Genomic DNA, 17992 nt, shown 5'->3' with positions numbered 1-17992 from the left:
AAAATGGCTCTTATAGATTTAATTGAAGCTTCAAAAAAATTTGGAGACAAAATAGTTTTAAATGAAGTAAATTTTAGCGCAAACGAGGGAGAAAAGATTGCTATTATAGGCAAAAATGGAGAAGGAAAATCTACTTTTTTAAAAACGCTTTTAGGCACACTTCCTTTAGATAGCGGTAGAATAATAAGACAAAATGGAAAAAGCATAGCCATGCTTTCACAAACCGTTGATTTTAATGCAAATTTAAGCGTAAAAGAAGCCATCAAGCAAGAGCTTGTAGAAATTTACAATACCTTAGAAGAATATGAAATACTGCATAAAAAATTAGAAGAAGATCCTAGTAATAAAGATTATCTTCAAAAAATAGATACGCTTATGACTTTGATTGATAGTAAAGATGCTTGGAGTATAGAATCTAAAATAATACGCGTTTTAAAAGAATTTAGTTTACTTGAGTATGAAAATCGCATTATATCTACTTTAAGTGGTGGAGAAATACGCCGCGTTGGGCTTTGCATACTTTTACTAAAAAATCCTGATATTTTATTGCTTGATGAACCAACTAATCATTTAGATGTATATATGACAAGCTTTTTGGAAGAATTGCTAAAAAATTCAAAGATGTGTGTGATTTTTATTTCCCATGATAGATATTTTATTGACGCTATAGCACACAAGTGTGTAGAAGTAGAGCAGGGTAAGCTTAGTATTTTTAAAGGCGGATATGCAAACTATTTAGAGAAAAAAACACAAATTTTACAAAGCCTTACTAAGAGCCATGAAACTCTTTTAAAGCAATTAAAAAGCGAAGAAGAATGGCTTAGAAGAGGGGTTAAAGCAAGACTTAAAAGAAATGAAGGACGAAAAGAACGCATTTTTAAAATGCGTGAAGAAGCGAAAAAAAATCCTGGGGCAATCAAACGCTTAAAACTTGAAATTTCAAGAGCGGCTTTAAATTTTAATGGAGAAAAAACGATCAATCGTAAAAAAATGCTTTTTGAGCTTAAAAATATAAGCAAAAATATAAACAATAAAAATCTTTTTAAAGATTTTTCAACGCGTATTTTACAAGGTGAACGCATAGCTATCGTAGGAAGAAATGGTTGTGGAAAATCAACATTGTTAAAAATTCTTCTAGGGCAAATAAAACAAGATAGCGGTGAAATAAAACGCGGAGAGCTTAAGATAGGATATTTTGATCAGGCTAGAAGCTTGGTAAATTCTGATAAAAGCTTGCTTGAAATTTTTTGTCCCAATGGTGGAGATAGGGTTGAAGTTCGTGGTAAAAATATGCATGTTTATGGATATTTGAAAAATTTTCTATTTCCTAAGGAATTTTTAGATAAAAGCGTGGCTCTTTTAAGTGGCGGAGAGAAAAATCGCGTTGCTTTAGCCTTGCTTTTTATTAAAGAATATGATGTTTTGATTTTAGATGAGCCAACTAATGATCTTGATATAGCTACGATTAATATATTAGAAGAATACTTACTTAGTTTTGAAGGGGCTATTTTGCTAGTATCACACGATAGATATTTTGTTGATAAAATCGCAACAAAACTTTATGCTTTTGAGGGAAATGGATATATAAATATTTTACACACTCTTTATACTGAATATCTTGAAAATGAAAAAGAAATTGAAGAATTGGATAATTTTGCTTTAGAGCTTCAAACCCAAGAGCAAAATAATAACCAAAAAGAAAAAAGCTCCAAAAAATTGAGCTACAAAGAAAATGAGATATTAAAAAACCATCCTGAAAAAATAGATTTTTTAGAGCAAAAGATAGCTAAATTAAATCAAAATTTATCCGATCCAAATGTATATCAAGAAATAGGTATTAACAAGCTTTATCAAGAGCTTGAAGTAATGCAAAAAGAACTTGAAATTCTAGAAAATGAGTATTTTTTAGTATTAGAGAAAAGCGAGAATTTATAATTAAAGAGATTTTATATTTTTTATTCTATGGAGCGGGAAACGAGATTCGAACCCGCGACCCCAACCTTGGCAAGGTTGTGCTCTACCCCTGAGCTATTCCCGCAAAAAATAAGTGGTGCCCGAGGTCGGACTCGAACCGACACAAGGTTGCCCTTACCAGATTTTGAGTCTGGCGCGTCTACCAGTTTCACCACTCGGGCTCATTTTTAAGATTTAAAGCTAAAATTATACTTTTTTAGGCTAAAAAATACTTTAAAAATAAAAAGTATTTTCAAAAAGACAATATAAAATTATATAATTTAAATTTTTGGAACAGTTATTGCTTTTGTTTATTAGCAATGTTTGAAAAGATTTTAACTTTAATACTTTAGAGGAAAAAAATGAGAATTACAAATAAACTTAACTTCACAAATAGTGTGAATAATTCTATGGGCGGTCAAAGTGCTTTATATCAGATATCTCAACAACTTGCTTCAGGTTTGAAAATACAAAATTCATATGAAGATGCAAGCACTTATATAGATAATACGCGTCTTGAATATGAAATTAAAACGTTAGAACAAGTAAAAGAATCAACAAGTAGAGCTCAAGAAATGACTCAAAATAGTATGAAAGCTTTACAAGATATGGTTAAACTTCTTGAAGATTTTAAAGTTAAAGTAACCCAAGCTGCAAGCGATAGCAATTCTCAAACCTCAAGAGAAGCTATAGCAAAAGAACTAGAACGTATAAAAGAAAGCATAGTTCAGCTTGCAAATACCAGTGTTAATGGTCAGTATCTTTTTGCAGGTTCTCAAGTTGCAAACAAACCTTTTGATTCTAATGGAAATTATTATGGAGATAAAAATAATATTAATGTAGTAACTGGAGCTGGAACTGAAAGCCCATACAATATACCAGGTTGGGATTTATTTTTTAAAGCAGATGGAGACTATAAAAAACAAATAAGCACTAATGTTAGTTTTACAGATAATCGTTGGGATTTAAATAAAGACCCTGATAAAACCAAATATCTCACAGGAGATTCTAAATGGCAACAACTTATCGGGCAAGGTTATGTAAAAGATGACAAACTAGACCCCGATAAAGACTTTGATAATGATGAATTAAAACTTAATTTTCCTCCAACAACTCTTTATGTTCAAGGTACAAGACCCGATGGAACAAGTTTTAAAAGTGCTGTACTCGTCAAACCCGAAGATACTTTAGAAGATGTAATGGAAAATATTGGAGCTCTTTATGGTAATACTCCAAATAATAAAGTAGTAGAAGTAAGTATGAATGATAGTGGTCAAATTCAAATTACAGATCTAAAGCAAGGTAATAATAAACTCGATTTTCATGCTGTAGCTTTCACACCACAAGCTGATGATAAAACTGAATTAAATAATATTATCCAAGCAGCACAGAATGAAGGTATTACAATGGAAGATGTTACAAACAGGGTGATGACTGCTGCGCTAGGAAATCCCAATAATGGAGATATAACAAAATTAAACAACCCTGTAACTGTAACAATCAACAATCAACAATTCACAATCGATTTAAAACAAACTGATTTTATCAAAAGTAAAATGACAGATACAGATGGAAATGCCACCAATGGAGCTGATTACGATAATGTGTATTTTGAAAAAAATGGCAATACTGTTTATGGTAATGTTTCTCAAGTTATCAAAGGAAACAATGCTTATGCCACTGATTCAACCAAACTTAGCGAGGTAATGGCAGGAGATAGCCTAAATGGTACTACTTTAAATTTAAAAGTCAATTCCAAAGGTGGAAATTCTTACGATGTTACTATAAATTTACAAACTTCAACTGTAAGCTATCCTGATCCTAATAATCCAGGTCAAACCATAAGCTTTCCTATTATGCATACTAATCCTGCAACTGGAAATAGTGGGGTTGTTACAGGATCAAATGATATTACTTATGGTCAAATTAATGATATTATAGGTATGTTTGCTGCAGATAAAATTCCTACAACAACCATACAAGTCAATAATGGTCAAATTAATAATGCAGATTATACCCAAATACAACAACTCATGAAAGATTCACAAGCTACTGTTGATGTAAGTATGGATTATAAAGGTCGTATTAGTGTTACTGATAAACTTTCATCAGGAACCAATATAGAAATTTCTCTTAGTGATTCTCAAAGTGGCCAATTTCCAGCACCTCCTTTTACCACAACTTCTACTGTACAAAATGGTCCAAATTTTAGTTTTAGCGCGAATAATTCTTTAACTATAGATGAGCCAAATGTGGATATTATTAAAGATTTAGATTCAATGATTGATGCTGTTTTAAAAGGCAATATGAGAGCAGACTCCGAAAGTGAAAACCCTAGAAATACAGGTATGCAAGGAGCTTTAGAAAGACTTGATCATTTAGCAGATCATGTTAGCAAGCTTAATACAACTATGGGAGCATATCATAATACTATCGAAGGTGTTAATACACGCACATCCTTTTTAAGCGTTAATGTCCAAAGTATAAAATCAAATGTGATTGATGTAGATTATGGTGAGGCAATGATGAATTTAATGCAAGTTCAACTTGCATATCAAGCTTCTCTTAAAGCTAGTACAACAATTTCTCAACTTAGCTTATTAAATTATATGTAAAATTTTTTATGGTATAATTTAGCTTTGATTTTATTTTCAAGGAAAGAATATTAAAAAAGAAGCCATTTTTACCAGCTCCACGCTTGTTATTTTTTATCTTTGTCTTTGTATGCTAGCACCTGGCATGGGAGAATGGGTTTACAAGGCTAATTTATTTTTATTTGGAGAATTTGCGTATTATTATCCTTTTTTCTTATTTATTTTAAATTATGTTTATTATAAAAGAAATTACAAATTAGCTAATTTTACAAGAAGAGAGCTTTTTGGTATAGGATTTGCCTTTTTCTCGAGTTTGCTTTTATTTGCAGTTTTTTATCCTAATTCAGGCTATATACTAGAGCTTGCTTATGCGATTTTTTCTACTATTTTGGGGCATACTGGGAGCGGAATTTTCGCTCTTTTACTTCTACTATTTTCTTTGGTTTTATTGTTTCCAAAATTTGCAAAAGAAATTTTAAAAATAGAATTAGATTTTACTTATTTATTAAAAGTAGAGCAAGCTTTTAAATCTTTACTTATGCGTGTATTTGGTGGAGAAAACGAGAAAGAAGATGTAGGTAAATCAGAACCTATAGTTCCAAAATTAAATATTTTGCAAGATAGTATTTATGGAAATTTACAAATAAACAAAAAAGGGGAAACCAATAACTTAGAACAGATAATTAAAGATAGCAATATCAATGCAAGTAAAAATTCAATTACCACGGCCAAGGAAAATTTTGAAAAACTAAAAAATCAAATTTTAGATGAAACCATAGAGATTGATAAACAAAGTTTAAAAGAATCAAGAAGTTTTGTTCATGAGCATTCTCAACAAGTGCGAAATTTCGCACAAAAGGCTAGTAAAATGAGCATTAGTCTTGATGAAGATTTTAATTTTATTTCAGAAGAAGAGGTAGATATGATTCCTGAACGTTTTTTAAAACCTAAAAAACTTGAAGATATAAAGCAAATAGATACAAATAAAAATTTAGATGAGCCAAGTTATAAACGTAAAAATATTGAAATTCCAGTTTCTAATCAAGAAGTTAAACCAAAAATTTTTACAAAAGAGCTTGAACTTAGAGAGAATTTGATAAAAAAAGAAAAACTAGAACAAGAATACAAAGCCTATCAAAATGAAATTTTAGAAAATAAAGTAAAACAAGAAATTAAAAAATTAGAAGAATATGATGCGATAAATTCAAGCGATATTATAGAAGGGAATAAATATAGTTTTAATAGCCCAAAAACAATTAAAACAGAAACAGAAGAATCAGACAAAATAAATGAAAATAAAAATCTAGATAAAGCAGACAATATCTTTGAATTTGCTCCCATTGTAGAAGAGTTAAATCATCCTTATATAGAACCTACTCCTATAAAAAATATAAATGAAATAGTTATAGAAGAAAAAAATACACTCGATTTTATCCAAAATACAGAAACTAAAATCGATAATGAAAAAACAAATGATCAAGAAATTAAACTTCAAAAAGCAGTTTTAGCCAAAGAAATTGCTATTAACCAAGCTTTATTGCGTGAAATAGAGCAGGGCGAAATAGAAAAACCAAAAGATTTCACCTTGCCGCCATTAGATTTTTTAGCTAATCCAAAAGAACACAAACAAGAAATCAATGAAAGTGAAATAGATAAAAAAATTTATAATCTTCTTGAAAAATTGCGTCGTTTTAAAATAGGCGGCGATGTTATAAGCACTTATGTTGGTCCTGTGGTAACTACTTTTGAATTTCGTCCTAGTGCAGATGTGAAAGTAAGTCGTATTTTAAATTTACAAGATGATTTAACTATGGCTTTAATGGCAAAATCAATCCGTATTCAAGCTCCAATACCAGGAAAAGATGTTGTAGGTATAGAAGTTCCAAATGATGAAATTCAAACCATTTATTTAAGAGAAATTTTACAAAGTGAAGTTTTTAAAAACGCTAAAAGTCCTTTAACCATAGCTTTAGGTAAAGATATAGTAGGCAATGCTTTTGTAACCGATCTTAAAAAACTTCCGCATTTACTCATCGCAGGAACGACAGGTAGTGGTAAAAGTGTGGGGATAAATTCTATGCTTTTAAGTCTTTTATATCGCAACTCTCCAAAAACCTTGCGTTTGATGATGATAGATCCTAAGATGCTTGAATTTAGCATTTATAATGACATTCCTCATCTTTTAACTCCTGTTATCACAGATCCAAAAAAAGCAGTCAATGCGCTTTCAAATATGGTAGCTGAAATGGAAAGACGCTATCGCTTAATGGCTGATGCAAAAACCAAAAATATAGAAAATTACAATGAAAAAATGAAAGAATTAGGCGGAGAAGAACTTCCTTTTATTGTAGTAATTATCGATGAACTTGCTGATTTGATGATGACTGCGGGTAAAGATGTAGAATTTTATATAGGAAGACTTGCGCAAATGGCAAGAGCAAGTGGAATCCACTTGATTGTAGCTACACAACGACCTTCTGTTGATGTTGTAACAGGACTAATTAAAGCGAATTTACCAAGTAGAATTTCTTATAAAGTAGGGCAAAAAATTGACTCTAAAGTTATTTTAGATGCTATGGGTGCTGAAAGTTTACTTGGAAGAGGGGATTGTTTATTTACTCCTCCTGGAACAAGCTCTATAGTGCGTTTGCATGCGCCTTTTGCAAGCGAATTTGAAATAGAAAAAATCGTGGATTTTCTAAAGGATCAACAAAGCGTAGAATATGATGAAAGCTTTTTAAAGGATCAGCAAAGCGTAGGTGTTACAACAAATGAAAGCTTTGATGGGGAAGCAGATGAGCTTTATGAAGAAGCTAAAAGAGTAATCTTAGAAGATGGAAAAACAAGCATTTCTTATTTACAACGCCGTTTAAAAATCGGCTATAACCGCTCTGCAAATATTATTGAACAACTTACGCAAAACGGGATTTTAAGCGAACCTGATGCCAAAGGACAAAGGGAAATCTTGTAAGATTTTTCTTGTGTTTTTGATATATAAAACTGATTACAAAAGAAGAAATTTAAAAGGCAAAAGCCCCGTAAAAAGGGCTTAAAAATTATTTATCTCTAAGATTTAATTCAGTAATTAACTTACTATAAGAATTATAATCTTTTCTTTTAAGATAAGATAAAAGTCTTTTTCTTTGACCTACAAGTTTTAGAAGTCCTAATCTTGATGAAAAGTCTTTTTTGTAGATTTTTAAATGTTCTGTAAGTTCTGCAATTCTTGCAGTTAAAAGAGCTACTTGAACTTCTGTTGAACCAGTATCACCTGGTTTTTTAGCGAATTTCGCAACTATTTCTGCTTTTTTGGCCGAATCCAAAGCCATGATAGACCTCCTGATTGGTAAAATAATAAAATTAAAGAACTGTAATTTTATCTTAAAAAGCAAAAAATAAACTGAATTTATCTTTTTTAGAAGGTTTTGTCAAAATTTAAGTCTTTTTCTAAGAATTATTTATTATAATTACAGCTATTTCTGTAGTTATAACAAGGAGAATCTGTGCTATTTACCAAAGCTAGCGAATACGCTTTACTTTCTTTAATTTATATTTCTCAAAAAGAAACACCTCAAGATGTAGATTCTTTAGCTTTAGAGCTTGATATTCCTAAAAGTTTTTTAGCTAAAATTTTACAAACTTTAGCTAAAGATGGCTTGTTAAAATCCTTTAAAGGGGCAAAAGGTGGTTTTGTTTTAATCAAAGAACCAAGTCAATATACTATAAAAGAAATTGTTAATAGTGCTGAAAAAAAGGATATCAGTGTATTTGAATGCAGTGGTGGCACTTGTCCAAATAATAAAGAAGAAAATTGCACCTTAATGCCTATGTTAGTAAATTTACAAAATAAAGTAGATGAATTTTTAGATTCTATTACTTTAGAAGATATTATGAAAAATAATGGCAAAAAATAAAATAGTCGATTTAGTTTTTCCTTTCTTGGGGCCTTTAATCGCTCCTGTTTTAAAAGCTAAAAGCTTGACTATTGTTGGTTTTTTAGTTTGTATTTTAGCTATTATTATAGTTCCTTTACCAAGTCCTATTTTGGACTTTTTCTTGGCTTTAAGTATAGCTTTATCGGTATTAATTATTTTAATTTCTATTTATATACCCAAACCGACAGATTTAACAACTTTTCCAACTTTAATCTTGATTATCACTTTATTTAGGCTTTCATTAAATATAGCTACCACAAGGATGATTTTAAGCGAAGGGCAAAACGGCCCTGAAGCTGTGAGTGAGATTATAGCAGCATTTGGAGAATTTGTTGTTGGTGGAAATATGGTCATTGGCGTGATTGTATTTTGTATTTTAGTATTGATTAATTTCATGGTTGTAACAAAAGGTAGTACAAGGGTTTCTGAAGTACAAGCAAGATTTACACTTGATGCGATGCCGGGTAAACAAATGGCTATTGATGCGGATTTAAATGCAGGACTTATTGATGAACAAACCGCTAGAGCAAGACGTCAAGAAGTTATTGCTGAGGCAAACTTCTATGGTGCAATGGATGGTTCTTCTAAATTTATCAAAGGAGATGCTGTTGCAGGAATTATCATAACTATTATAAATATCATAGGTGGTTTTTTAATAGGATCTTTTCAGCACGATATGGCTTTAAGCGATGCTGCTTCTACCTATACTATTTTAACCATAGGTGATGGACTTGTATCTCAAATTCCAGGGCTTATTACTTCTACTGCAACCGCTATAATTATCACTCGTGCAAGCAAAGATGAGGAAAATTTTGCAGAAGGAACTTTAACTCAACTTTTAAGCGAATATCGCACGCTTTTAATAGTAGGTTTTGTACTTTTTATCTTTGCGTTAGTGCCTGGTTTGCCAACTTTATCCTTGGGCTTTATGGCTTTAGTATTTTTAAGCCTTGGCTATCTTACCAAGCAGGTTAAGGAAGGTAAAATTGATATAACTACAGTTAAAAAAAGCAAACCAAGTGCCGCAGCTGCATCTCAAAGTGGAGCAGGTGGGACAACGGCAGCGCCTGCTAAGAAAAGCGAAGAAGAAATTCTCAAAGAAGAAGAGCACAAGATTAACGATATACTCAAAGTTGAAATTTTAGAACTTGAACTTGGATACGGACTTATTAAGCTTGCTGAAAACGAACTTACAGAAAGAATTCGCTCAATGAGAAGAAGTATTGCTGAAAGTTTAGGATTTTTAATGCCAAAAATAAGAATAAGAGATAATTTAAGACTTAAACCAAATGAGTATAGTTTTAAACTCAAGGGCGTGTCTATAGCAAGTGCTGAAATTTATCCGGATAAATATTTAGCCATGGATAGTGGTTTTATCACAGAAGAGATAGAAGGGATTGCTACAAAAGAACCCGCTTTTAACTCTGATGCACTTTGGATTGATGCGAATTTAAAAGATGAAGCAACATTAAATGGCTATATAGTAATAGATCCTGCAAGTGTTATTTCAACACATATGAGCGAACTTATCAAAGCGCACGCAAGCGAACTTCTCACACGCCAAGAGGTACAAAATCTTCTTGATAAGGTTAAAAATGATTATCCAATCATCGTAGAAGGTGCTTTAGGTGTTGCATCTGTAAGTCTTATTCAAAAAATTCTCAAAGACTTGCTTAAGCATCACATACCAATTAAAGATATGCTTACTATTTTAGAATCTGTAAGCGATATAGCAGAAGTAAGCAAGAGTTTTGATATGATTATTGAACATGTAAGGGCGTCCTTGGCTAGGATGATTACAAATATGTATTTAGATGATAAAGGAAATTTGGATATTTTTATCTTAGACTCTGCTAGTTCTGCGGTTTTAATGGAAAATGTACAATTTAGAGATGGAAGTTATCACTTGCCTTTAAGTGTAGCTCAAACAGGTACTTTAGTAGATACTCTAAGGGCTGAAGTTGCCGCAGTAGCAAATGGTCGTATCAAGCCTTTTATACTTTGCGTTGAACCGCAGCTTAGAAAATTCATTGCTGATATTTGTTATAATTTTAGCATTAATATAGTAGTGTTAAGTTTTGCAGAAATTGCAGAAAATACAAATTTTAATACCGAGGGTATTATTAGGATAGAACTTTAAGGAATATAATGAAAATTTATCATCTTTCACATACAGATCTTGATGGCTATGCTTGTCAATTTATAGTAAATTTTTATTTTAAAAATGTGAAATTTTATAATTCTAATTATGGCAAAGAAATTAATGAAAATTTTAACTCTATTATAGGCGATATAGAAAAAGATGAAAATTTCGGAAAAGCTATTATTCTAATAACAGATTTAAATTTAAATTTAAATCAATGCGAAGAATTTGAAAAAATTTGCAAAGAGAAAAATACTAAAATTTTTCTTCTTGATCATCATCAAAGTGGCGAAGAATGTGCTCAAAAATATTCTTGGTATTTACTTGATTCTAAAAGATGTGCAACTAAAATCGTTTATGATTTTTTCTCTAAAATCTGTACTCCTGTTTTAGAACTTTCAAAATTTGTTGATGTGGTTAATGCTGTTGATATTTGGCTAAGCGAGGATGAAAATTTTGAACTTGGAAAGGTTTTTTTAGGCTTGATTGCCAATGCAAAAGAAATAAATCGTGTAATGTTTAAAGAATCTCAAATTGATTATATGTTTTTCTTGCTTGATAAGGCTTGGAAATTTATAGGAAAAGAAAATGCAAATATTTTACTCGATAATGCTACTCATTTTATAAAAAAGGATTATTTTGCCAGAAAAAATGATGATACTCTTTCTAATTTAATTTCTTATTTTGTAGTTGAAAAACTAAGTGAGCTAAAAGAAAATTTCAGCATAGAATATGAAGGCCATAAAGGCATCTTAACTTCAAATATAGGCAATACTTCTGTTATTGGAAATGATTTTTTAGTAAAAAATCCTGATTATGACTTTTTTATTGATGTTAGTTCTAGAAAAACCTTAAGTTTTCGTGCAAATGGAAAAATAGATGTAAGTTTAATGGCTAAAAATTTAGTAGGTGGTGGCGGACATAAAAATGCTAGTGGTGGACTTTTTGCGACATTTAAAGATGGAGCAAATTATAATTATATTAAGGCTCAAATTATTGATTTAATTAAAAGCAAAGAACTTAAAAAGGAAAACAATGAATCAAAACAATAATAAAACCTTAAAAAATGAATTAGAAGATTTACAATATGAGCTTAGCATAGTTTTAGAAGCTATGCTTTTATACGCTGGAGTTAAAAGAGAAAAATTAGAAAATGCAATAGAAGCTTATATTGATAATATAGATAATGTACTCGAAAATTCCAACAAAGAAGGGGTTGATGAAATTTTAGAAGTGGTGGAATTTCTAAAAAATAAATACAAAGATTTTTTTCAATGAAAAAGTGTATTTTAATTTTTTTTAGTTTATATTCTTTAAGTTTTGCTAATATTTATGAAAAATTAAATGATTTTGCTTATGAAAAAAAACCGAATAAAGATTTTAAGATTCAAGAAGTTAAATTAGTGCAATTTTCACAAGAGAATAAAGATTGCCTTGAACTTTTAATAGAAGCCAGTCAAGTTAGAATTTTAAATAGCTATAATTCTTGTCAAAAATTATCTAAAGATGAAAGTTTTCAAAAATTTCTTAATGAAGATTTTTTAAAACTTTATAAAAATAATGGATATTTGATTAATGAAAATTTACAAAATTTGAAAAATACCATGCAGGATATTATGATATATTATAAACTCCGATATTCTTTTAGTAAAGATGTAAAAGATATGAGTAAAAATAAGAATTTGGATATTTTAAATATAGATGAAAAAGATGGTGGCACTTTACTTTACAAAATCAACAATCAAGCTTGCGTTGGAATAGAACTTACAAGACATGACTCAAGAATGGCTATGAAAATATACGGGATAGAAAATTTGGATAAAGAGTGCAAACTATTTATCCAATCACCTTCTTTTAAAGATCTTTCCTACACAAAAAAGGATTTTAAGTGGTATTATTTAGAATAAATAAATGCTTTAATTTTTAAATAAAAATTTTTAAAAACCACACTTAAAGTAAAAGTATCTTGCCTTCCAAGATTTTGAAAAACGCAGTTGTCTAAGTCTTTTTTTTCTTGAATGCTTAAATTTTTCATTAACCTAACCTTTAAAAATATTGCAAGATTTTATTATAGCGAAAAAACTTTATTTTTGCTTTAAATATATAAGTTCTATTTTAAATATAAACGAATATTATTTTAAGGTTTAAAGCTTTTTTCTTAAAATGTAATTAGGTTTTATTGACTTTTTCTAAATAAAGTCTTATACTGAATTTAAATTACGCAAAATAAGGAGGGAAATTGATGAATAAATTTTCTATAGTTTTAACTTTGTTGTTATGTGGAAGTTGTGCTTTAGCCTTAGATCCAAATTTGGAAAAAACTAAGAGTGCAACAGGTATTGATCTGCCTACTGCCAAATGGAATTTACCTAAGGAATTAAATGAAGATGGCACTATAGATGAAACTAAAATGCCAAAAAATTCAGAATATAGCAAAATGGTTATTTTGGGAAATAAAATTCTTAATGAAACAAGCAAATATGTGGGTCCACAAGCCAAAGATCCTAAAAAAAAGATTTGCGGGAAATAATCTTTCTTGTTCAAGCTGTCATACTAATGGTGGAAGTGTGCAAAATCAATCGGGTTTTGTAGGAATTTGGGCAAGATTTCCACAATATAATGCAAGAGGAGATAAAGTAATTACCTTAGCAGATAGGATCAATGGCTGTTTTGAACGCTCTACGAATGGCAAAAGAATGCCTAGTGATACACCTGAAATGAAAGCCATGCTAACTTATATGCAATGGTTATCTCAAGGAGTTCCAGTAGGAGCTAAGATAGAAGGACAGGGACTTAAGAAGATAGATTTCATCTTAAGAGCAGCTGATCCTAAAAAAGGTAAGGCAATTTATATGGATAAATGTGCCGTTTGTCATCAAGAAAATGGATTAGGGCTTAAAAATGAGGATAGCACAGGGGCGTATTATCTTTATCCACCACTTTGGGGTGATGATAGTTATAATACAGGAGCTGGAATGTATCGTCTATCAAAGCTGCTTCTTATATTAAAGAAAATATGTGCCTCAAGGTGCGCCTGACTTAAGTCTTGAAGATGCTTATGATGTAGCAGCTTACATGAATTCACAAGCTCGTCCTATTAAAGCAAATAGAAATAAAGACTTTCCAGATAGAAAGATTAAGCCTTTAGATATGGATGTAGGACCTTATGATGATAGCTTTTCTACAACCCAACATCGCTATGGACCTTATACAAATATGATCAAAAAATAATTTTTAAGGCAATTTTTATTGCCTTAAAAATTTATTATTTCATATTACTTAATTTTTTAACTAGATCTTCTAAATCTTGCATCGAATTGATTGCGCTTGGGTTAATTTGATATTTTCCATTAACAACAAAAGCAGGGGTACCATAGGTTTTAGCTATATCATTAGCTCTTTGAAACTCGCTTAAAATTTCTTTAGCTTTTGGGGTATTTAAAAAATTTAATACTTCATTTTTATTTACATTCATAGCCTTTAAACCTATGTCGTAAAATTCATCTAAATTTGAAAAATTTCTTTGCTTGTTTAAAAAATAAGAAACAAAATAAACATCAGCAAGTTTATGAGATAAACTATCAGAATAACTCGCATCTTTACCATTTTGCTCATCTTTGTATTGAGCAAAGGTAAAAAGCTCATTCATTTCTTTGGAAAATTCCCCATTCATTAAACTTACAGGATAGAGTTTAAAATGTAAATTTGGAAAAGCTTCTCTCAGTTTTTCAAGAGTTCCAAATTTATGATGATTATAACAATGTATACATTTATAAGAAAATGCTTCTATTACACTATTTTCAGAGCTAGGTAAACTTGGATTAAGGGTAATAAAACTATTATTTGCTAATGCAAAACTTGAATAAAATACAAGAGCTAAAACAAATTTGCAAAAAAAATTACGCATATTATATCCTTGGTTAAATAAAATTTTCAAAGATAATTTTATTTAAAAAAAATAAATAAGCCCAAATTTATTTTTGGGCTTATTGTTATTTTTTAGGATTGAATGCTTGATCAACACTAAAAGGCATTGCTTGATAACCCGTGCCTGAACCGCTAAATTAAATTTGAACCGAAGGTTCCTCTTAGCACCCCAGTTAAATTCATCAATTTCAGGTTTTGGTTCCCCAAGACTTACACCTTTGCTAAGATCAAAAGCCATTCCAGCTGTTGCGCTATAAACCATAATAGAATCTTTATCTGGTTCATATTGAGTTAAAGAAGTTACAGGAGAAAACCATTTATTTCCACGATTTTTACCATATTCCCAAATTTGTTCCACAGTTTTATTTTGCTGATCGATTTTATAAATTACAGAACGAGAATATTTTTGACTTGCAAATGCAGGTTGTTCAGCTCCTCTTGCATCACCATTATCAAAAACACTTATATAAATATAACGCTTGTTTGATTTACTATCAATTCTCCAGCCTGTATGCTGCGTCCAAGTGAAATCAAATCCACCATTTTCATTTTCATAACCTGGGCATTTGCTATAATCATCATCGCAAACAATTTTTTTGCCATTTTTATCTACAGGCTGCAATAAATATTTTTGAAATTCTTTATTCCATCCTTTATGTGCCCCTAAAATCCATTTTATTTTTTTATCACGACCAATTTTAACAACAGCACTTTGATGGCGACTAGAAATAATAATACTATCATCACTTGAATCATAATCAACGCTATTTACATGAGCCCAATTCCTACCTATACCTGCTATATCTCTAAATTTGTCGCTTTCATCCATTTTGGCAAGCTCTTCATCGCTTAAAGTTTTACCCGCTTTGCTTGCATCTATATTTAAACACACTGCACCTTGATCTAAAGCTTTGATAATGGTACTTCTATAAGGATCTAAAATCTCATACAATCTCCAATCATCAACAACATTACCATTCTCATCTACTTCTACAATAGTATCACGCACTGTGCGTACATGCTTACCATCTGGACGTAAAGTATTTGCTGAAGCTACTCTTAATAAATAATGCCCATTTTGCATATTGTCCATAGCATGAGAAAAATCTATATAGGCAGCAGGTAATTTGCGATTGAAAATTTCTCTTCCTAAGATATCGTATTTTACATATCTTTGACCAAATCCCCAAGTTAAAGCTCCATCTTTGTTTTGATGAAAGCCCAACATAATTCCACGATTGTAAATATTACCCCAGTTTATTAGTTTATCGTTATCAAAATACCATCTGATTTCACCCTTGATATCTATGATAAAGACATTTGAATTTTCATCCCATTCCATAGCACCACCTACAGGATTATTCCATACAGATTGTGAGCCTTTGCCAGATTGTTTTCCAGGAGCATTATTTACTAAATATAACCTATCTGAAAATTTTGGATCCATTTTTAATACTTTCACATTTTCAAAAGGAGTTCCTCTTTGATCAGTACTTCCACTTGGTTCTATGCTAACCCCTGGAGTTGTAATTTTATAAATCTCATCAATGACTTTTTGACTTTTACCATTTGCAGTTTTAGTATAACTTACCTTTACTGTATTTAAATAAGAAGGATAAAGTCCAAAAATAGGAATTCCACCATAAGTCTTAGCCATTTTAGAATTCACATTATAAGAGATAGTTTGGCCATTTGGTTTAGGAACAATGGTTACTTTTATATCACTTAAAACATAGGCATTATCCATGATAATAGCGGTCAAAGGAGACAATCCATAAGGATTCATTTTAATCGCACCTATTTGCCCTTGAATTTGCCAATCTATTTTCGCTCCACTAGGACCACCCATGGCCATAAAGCATTAGGTGCAAGTAGGGTAGAACCCACCAAAAGTGCCATGCAAAGAGTTTTGCTAAGTCTCATGATAAATCCTTTAAAATTATTTAAGCCATCCTAAAATAGCTTAATAAAATTTTAATAATACGCAACAAAAATAATTTGTTGCGTATTTTAAGAGCATCTTAAAACGACTTGATTCAAATGAATTAAACTAGCTATATTTTGATTTGGATTTTTTGGTTCGCCTATAAATTTAAACACCAAAACCAAAATAACAATCACCAATGCAAAAATTTTAGCATTAGGTTTATTTTTATCTAAAACATAGGCTATAAACATTGCAAAAAGCACGACAAAACAACATAAAAATGCTATAAGACAGCAAATTGCCATATTCATAAACTTTAAACTAGGAATCAAATACCAACCATTGCTATAAAGCCCATTTTCAAAATCAGGTAGAGTTCCTATAAAAAATTTTTGAAAAGCATTGAGATGATTATAAGCATTTTTTGGAACTACAGGGGTATCCATCCCACATTCTCCTGTTGGCAAAAACCAACTAGGAGCCCACTCATGCAAAGGTAAATTAAATGGATAAATAGGAATTTCACGACATCCATCTACACCTGCAAAAGGATTTTCAGAATGAACCACTTCATGAATATGATTTAAAGTTAGACAATGCTCCAAGCCAAGCCAAATTCCATAAAAAGCTAAGCTATAAGAAAAAATTTTTATAATATTATTTGTAGGGTTGATTAATGCAATCATACCGCTTATAGCCATAACAAGCATATCAAATCTTATATACACACATTGTTCGCAAGGTTCCATAAAAAGATATTCTTGAAATAAAAAATGTGCTATACAAGTAAGTCCTATAGTAACTATAATCAAAATTAACCAAGGTTCACGCGTATCTTGCCATTTAGAAAGTGAAAAATTTCTGCATTTATCTTTCATTTTTATACAACTCATTTTTGCTTGCTAAGTTCTTTAGTAATTTCAATCAAAGCCTCTGGAGAGTTGATTGCACTTGGAACGATTTGATATTTTCCATTAACAACAAAAGCAGGGGTGCCATAATTTTGCGAAATAGGATTGGCAATTTCATAACTTTTTAAAAGCTCTGCAGCCTCTGGAGTTTTTAAGAAATTTTCAAAATCAGCTTTACTTACATTCATTGCTTTTAAACCGACACTATAATTATCAGCGTTAGCAATAGGATTTTTAAGAATTACATATTCTTTACCTTCACTCAATACACTAGCACTTATACCTGCTAAAAAAGCACATACAACAATAGATCTTGCTAATTTTACTGGAAATTTCATTACCCTCTCCTTGAAATTTGGATTTGATAAAACTTTTTATTAAGTTTTTATGTAATAACTATTTATAACACTATTAAAATAAAAATATTCTTAAAAAATTTTATAACTAAGAATATTTACTTTAACTAAAAATCAAGAATAGGGGGTTAAAAAATTTAATGCATAAGTTATCATTTTTATGTATATTTTGATAATAATATAAAATAATTTAATTTTTAAATATTCTTTATAGTTTTCAAGAAAAGTAAAATATAATTTTAATTT

At 30.4% G+C, this 17992-nt stretch carries 15 protein-coding genes, 2 tRNA genes and 2 pseudogenes; 11 read left to right on the top strand and 8 right to left on the bottom strand.

Features of this window, described 5'->3' with window-relative positions:
- Positions 1 to 3 precede the first annotated feature (3 nt).
- Entirely contained in the window at positions 4 to 1935 is a 1932-nt protein-coding gene (gene abc-f / locus FBE96_RS04315; protein WP_011049804.1) for a ribosomal protection-like ABC-F family protein, read from the top strand.
- Between the two features lie 28 nt (positions 1936 to 1963).
- Here the strand turns inward: abc-f and FBE96_RS04310 are convergent.
- Both FBE96_RS04310 and FBE96_RS04305 read right to left on the bottom strand, forming a co-directional pair.
- Positions 1964 to 2038, bottom strand: a tRNA-Gly gene (locus FBE96_RS04310).
- 10 nt (positions 2039 to 2048) lie between these two features.
- Positions 2049 to 2135 (bottom strand) — tRNA-Leu (locus FBE96_RS04305).
- A 180-nt stretch (positions 2136 to 2315) separates the two neighbouring features.
- Here FBE96_RS04305 and flgL point away from each other — a divergent pair.
- Both flgL and FBE96_RS04295 read left to right on the top strand, forming a co-directional pair.
- Positions 2316 to 4568, top strand: a complete 2253-nt coding sequence (gene flgL, locus FBE96_RS04300) for a flagellar hook-associated protein FlgL (protein ID WP_032586101.1) — start codon at positions 2316 to 2318, stop codon at positions 4566 to 4568.
- A gap of 109 nt (positions 4569 to 4677) precedes the next feature.
- Positions 4678 to 7518, top strand: a complete 2841-nt coding sequence (locus FBE96_RS04295) for a DNA translocase FtsK (protein WP_002858762.1) — start codon at positions 4678 to 4680, stop codon at positions 7516 to 7518.
- An 85-nt stretch (positions 7519 to 7603) separates the two neighbouring features.
- Here FBE96_RS04295 and rpsO read toward each other — a convergent pair whose 3' ends face one another.
- Complete coding sequence (gene rpsO, locus FBE96_RS04290; RefSeq protein WP_002852579.1) at positions 7604 to 7876, bottom strand: 30S ribosomal protein S15; 273 nt, start codon at positions 7874 to 7876, stop codon at positions 7604 to 7606.
- 174 nt (positions 7877 to 8050) lie between these two features.
- Between rpsO and FBE96_RS04285 the strand changes: the two genes are divergently transcribed.
- The 5 genes from FBE96_RS04285 to FBE96_RS04265 are packed head-to-tail and all read left to right on the top strand — an operon-like array spanning position 8051 to position 12532.
- Complete coding sequence (locus tag FBE96_RS04285) at positions 8051 to 8461, top strand: RrF2 family transcriptional regulator (RefSeq protein WP_002852609.1); 411 nt, start codon at positions 8051 to 8053, stop codon at positions 8459 to 8461.
- Entirely contained in the window at positions 8448 to 10622 is a 2175-nt protein-coding gene (flhA, locus tag FBE96_RS04280) for a flagellar biosynthesis protein FlhA (RefSeq protein ID WP_002859544.1), read from the top strand. The genes FBE96_RS04285 and flhA overlap by 14 nt, the downstream gene beginning before the upstream one ends.
- A gap of 8 nt (positions 10623 to 10630) precedes the next feature.
- Positions 10631 to 11677, top strand: coding sequence for a DHH family phosphoesterase (locus tag FBE96_RS04275; RefSeq protein WP_002859543.1), 1047 nt, complete (start codon positions 10631 to 10633; stop codon positions 11675 to 11677).
- Complete coding sequence (locus FBE96_RS04270; RefSeq protein ID WP_002852415.1) at positions 11661 to 11903, top strand: hypothetical protein; 243 nt, start codon at positions 11661 to 11663, stop codon at positions 11901 to 11903. The genes FBE96_RS04275 and FBE96_RS04270 overlap by 17 nt, the downstream gene beginning before the upstream one ends.
- Positions 11900 to 12532 carry a hypothetical protein gene (locus FBE96_RS04265; protein WP_002852437.1) on the top strand — a complete coding sequence of 211 codons (633 nt, stop codon included), beginning with the start codon at positions 11900 to 11902 and terminating at the stop codon, positions 12530 to 12532. Before FBE96_RS04270 ends, FBE96_RS04265 begins: the two co-directional genes overlap by 4 nt.
- Here the strand turns inward: FBE96_RS04265 and FBE96_RS04260 are convergent.
- Positions 12510 to 12660 (bottom strand): annotated as a pseudogene (locus FBE96_RS04260) (hypothetical protein). The gene FBE96_RS04265 and the pseudogene FBE96_RS04260 overlap by 23 nt on opposite strands.
- 204 nt (positions 12661 to 12864) lie before the next feature.
- Here FBE96_RS04260 and FBE96_RS08635 point away from each other — a divergent pair.
- Genes FBE96_RS08635 through FBE96_RS08625 form a run of 3 tightly spaced genes read left to right on the top strand, consistent with a single transcriptional unit; the run spans position 12865 to position 13856 of the window.
- The gene (locus tag FBE96_RS08635) at positions 12865 to 13155 is read left to right on the top strand and encodes a hypothetical protein (RefSeq protein ID WP_223209693.1); all 291 of its coding nucleotides are present in this window, start codon (positions 12865 to 12867) and stop codon (positions 13153 to 13155) included.
- Between the two features lie 37 nt (positions 13156 to 13192).
- Positions 13193 to 13663 carry a c-type cytochrome gene (locus tag FBE96_RS08630; protein WP_248276693.1) on the top strand — a complete coding sequence of 157 codons (471 nt, stop codon included), beginning with the start codon at positions 13193 to 13195 and terminating at the stop codon, positions 13661 to 13663.
- Positions 13644 to 13856, top strand: coding sequence for a hypothetical protein (locus FBE96_RS08625; RefSeq protein ID WP_002852472.1), 213 nt, complete (start codon positions 13644 to 13646; stop codon positions 13854 to 13856). Before FBE96_RS08630 ends, FBE96_RS08625 begins: the two co-directional genes overlap by 20 nt.
- Before the next feature lie 34 nt (positions 13857 to 13890).
- On the opposite strand, the gene FBE96_RS04250 is transcribed toward FBE96_RS08625, so the two are convergent.
- The 4 genes and pseudogenes from FBE96_RS04250 to FBE96_RS04235 all read right to left on the bottom strand — a co-directional run bounded on the left by FBE96_RS04250 (position 13891) and on the right by FBE96_RS04235 (position 17728).
- Positions 13891 to 14532: a thiol:disulfide interchange protein DsbA/DsbL gene (locus tag FBE96_RS04250; protein WP_002852587.1), complete on the bottom strand. Its 642-nt coding sequence runs from the start codon at positions 14530 to 14532 to the stop codon at positions 13891 to 13893.
- Between the two features lie 85 nt (positions 14533 to 14617).
- Positions 14618 to 16475: pseudogene (locus tag FBE96_RS04245) on the bottom strand (aryl-sulfate sulfotransferase).
- 87 nt (positions 16476 to 16562) lie between these two features.
- Entirely contained in the window at positions 16563 to 17372 is an 810-nt protein-coding gene (gene dsbI, locus FBE96_RS04240) for a protein-disulfide oxidoreductase DsbI (protein ID WP_002873836.1), read from the bottom strand.
- The gene (locus tag FBE96_RS04235) at positions 17369 to 17728 is read right to left on the bottom strand and encodes a hypothetical protein (RefSeq protein WP_002868144.1); all 360 of its coding nucleotides are present in this window, start codon (positions 17726 to 17728) and stop codon (positions 17369 to 17371) included. The genes dsbI and FBE96_RS04235 overlap by 4 nt, the downstream gene beginning before the upstream one ends.
- Positions 17729 to 17992: the final 264 nt, after the last annotated feature.

This window comes from Campylobacter sp. CFSAN093241, assembly GCF_012889595.1.
In the GTDB taxonomy this organism is placed as follows: domain Bacteria; phylum Campylobacterota; class Campylobacteria; order Campylobacterales; family Campylobacteraceae; genus Campylobacter_D; species Campylobacter_D jejuni.
The sequence above is the reverse complement of the archived record's forward strand: the minus strand, read 5'-3'. Positions and strand labels throughout refer to the sequence as shown.

Bases quoted from the DNA above. Each gene is read 5' to 3' on its own strand.
- abc-f (WP_011049804.1), top strand. From the start codon at position 4: ATGGCTCTTATAGATTTAATTGAAGCTTCAAAAAAATTTGGAGACAAA.
- flgL (WP_032586101.1), top strand. From the start codon at position 2,316: ATGAGAATTACAAATAAACTTAACTTCACAAATAGTGTGAATAATTCT.
- FBE96_RS04295 (WP_002858762.1), top strand. From the start codon at position 4,678: ATGCTAGCACCTGGCATGGGAGAATGGGTTTACAAGGCTAATTTATTT.
- rpsO (WP_002852579.1), bottom strand. From the start codon at position 7,876: ATGGCTTTGGATTCGGCCAAAAAAGCAGAAATAGTTGCGAAATTCGCT.
- flhA (WP_002859544.1), top strand. From the start codon at position 8,448: ATGGCAAAAAATAAAATAGTCGATTTAGTTTTTCCTTTCTTGGGGCCT.
- FBE96_RS04275 (WP_002859543.1), top strand. From the start codon at position 10,631: ATGAAAATTTATCATCTTTCACATACAGATCTTGATGGCTATGCTTGT.
- FBE96_RS04270 (WP_002852415.1), top strand. From the start codon at position 11,661: ATGAATCAAAACAATAATAAAACCTTAAAAAATGAATTAGAAGATTTA.
- FBE96_RS04265 (WP_002852437.1), top strand. From the start codon at position 11,900: ATGAAAAAGTGTATTTTAATTTTTTTTAGTTTATATTCTTTAAGTTTT.
- FBE96_RS04250 (WP_002852587.1), bottom strand. From the start codon at position 14,532: ATGCGTAATTTTTTTTGCAAATTTGTTTTAGCTCTTGTATTTTATTCA.
- dsbI (WP_002873836.1), bottom strand. From the start codon at position 17,372: ATGAGTTGTATAAAAATGAAAGATAAATGCAGAAATTTTTCACTTTCT.
- FBE96_RS04235 (WP_002868144.1), bottom strand. From the start codon at position 17,728: ATGAAATTTCCAGTAAAATTAGCAAGATCTATTGTTGTATGTGCTTTT.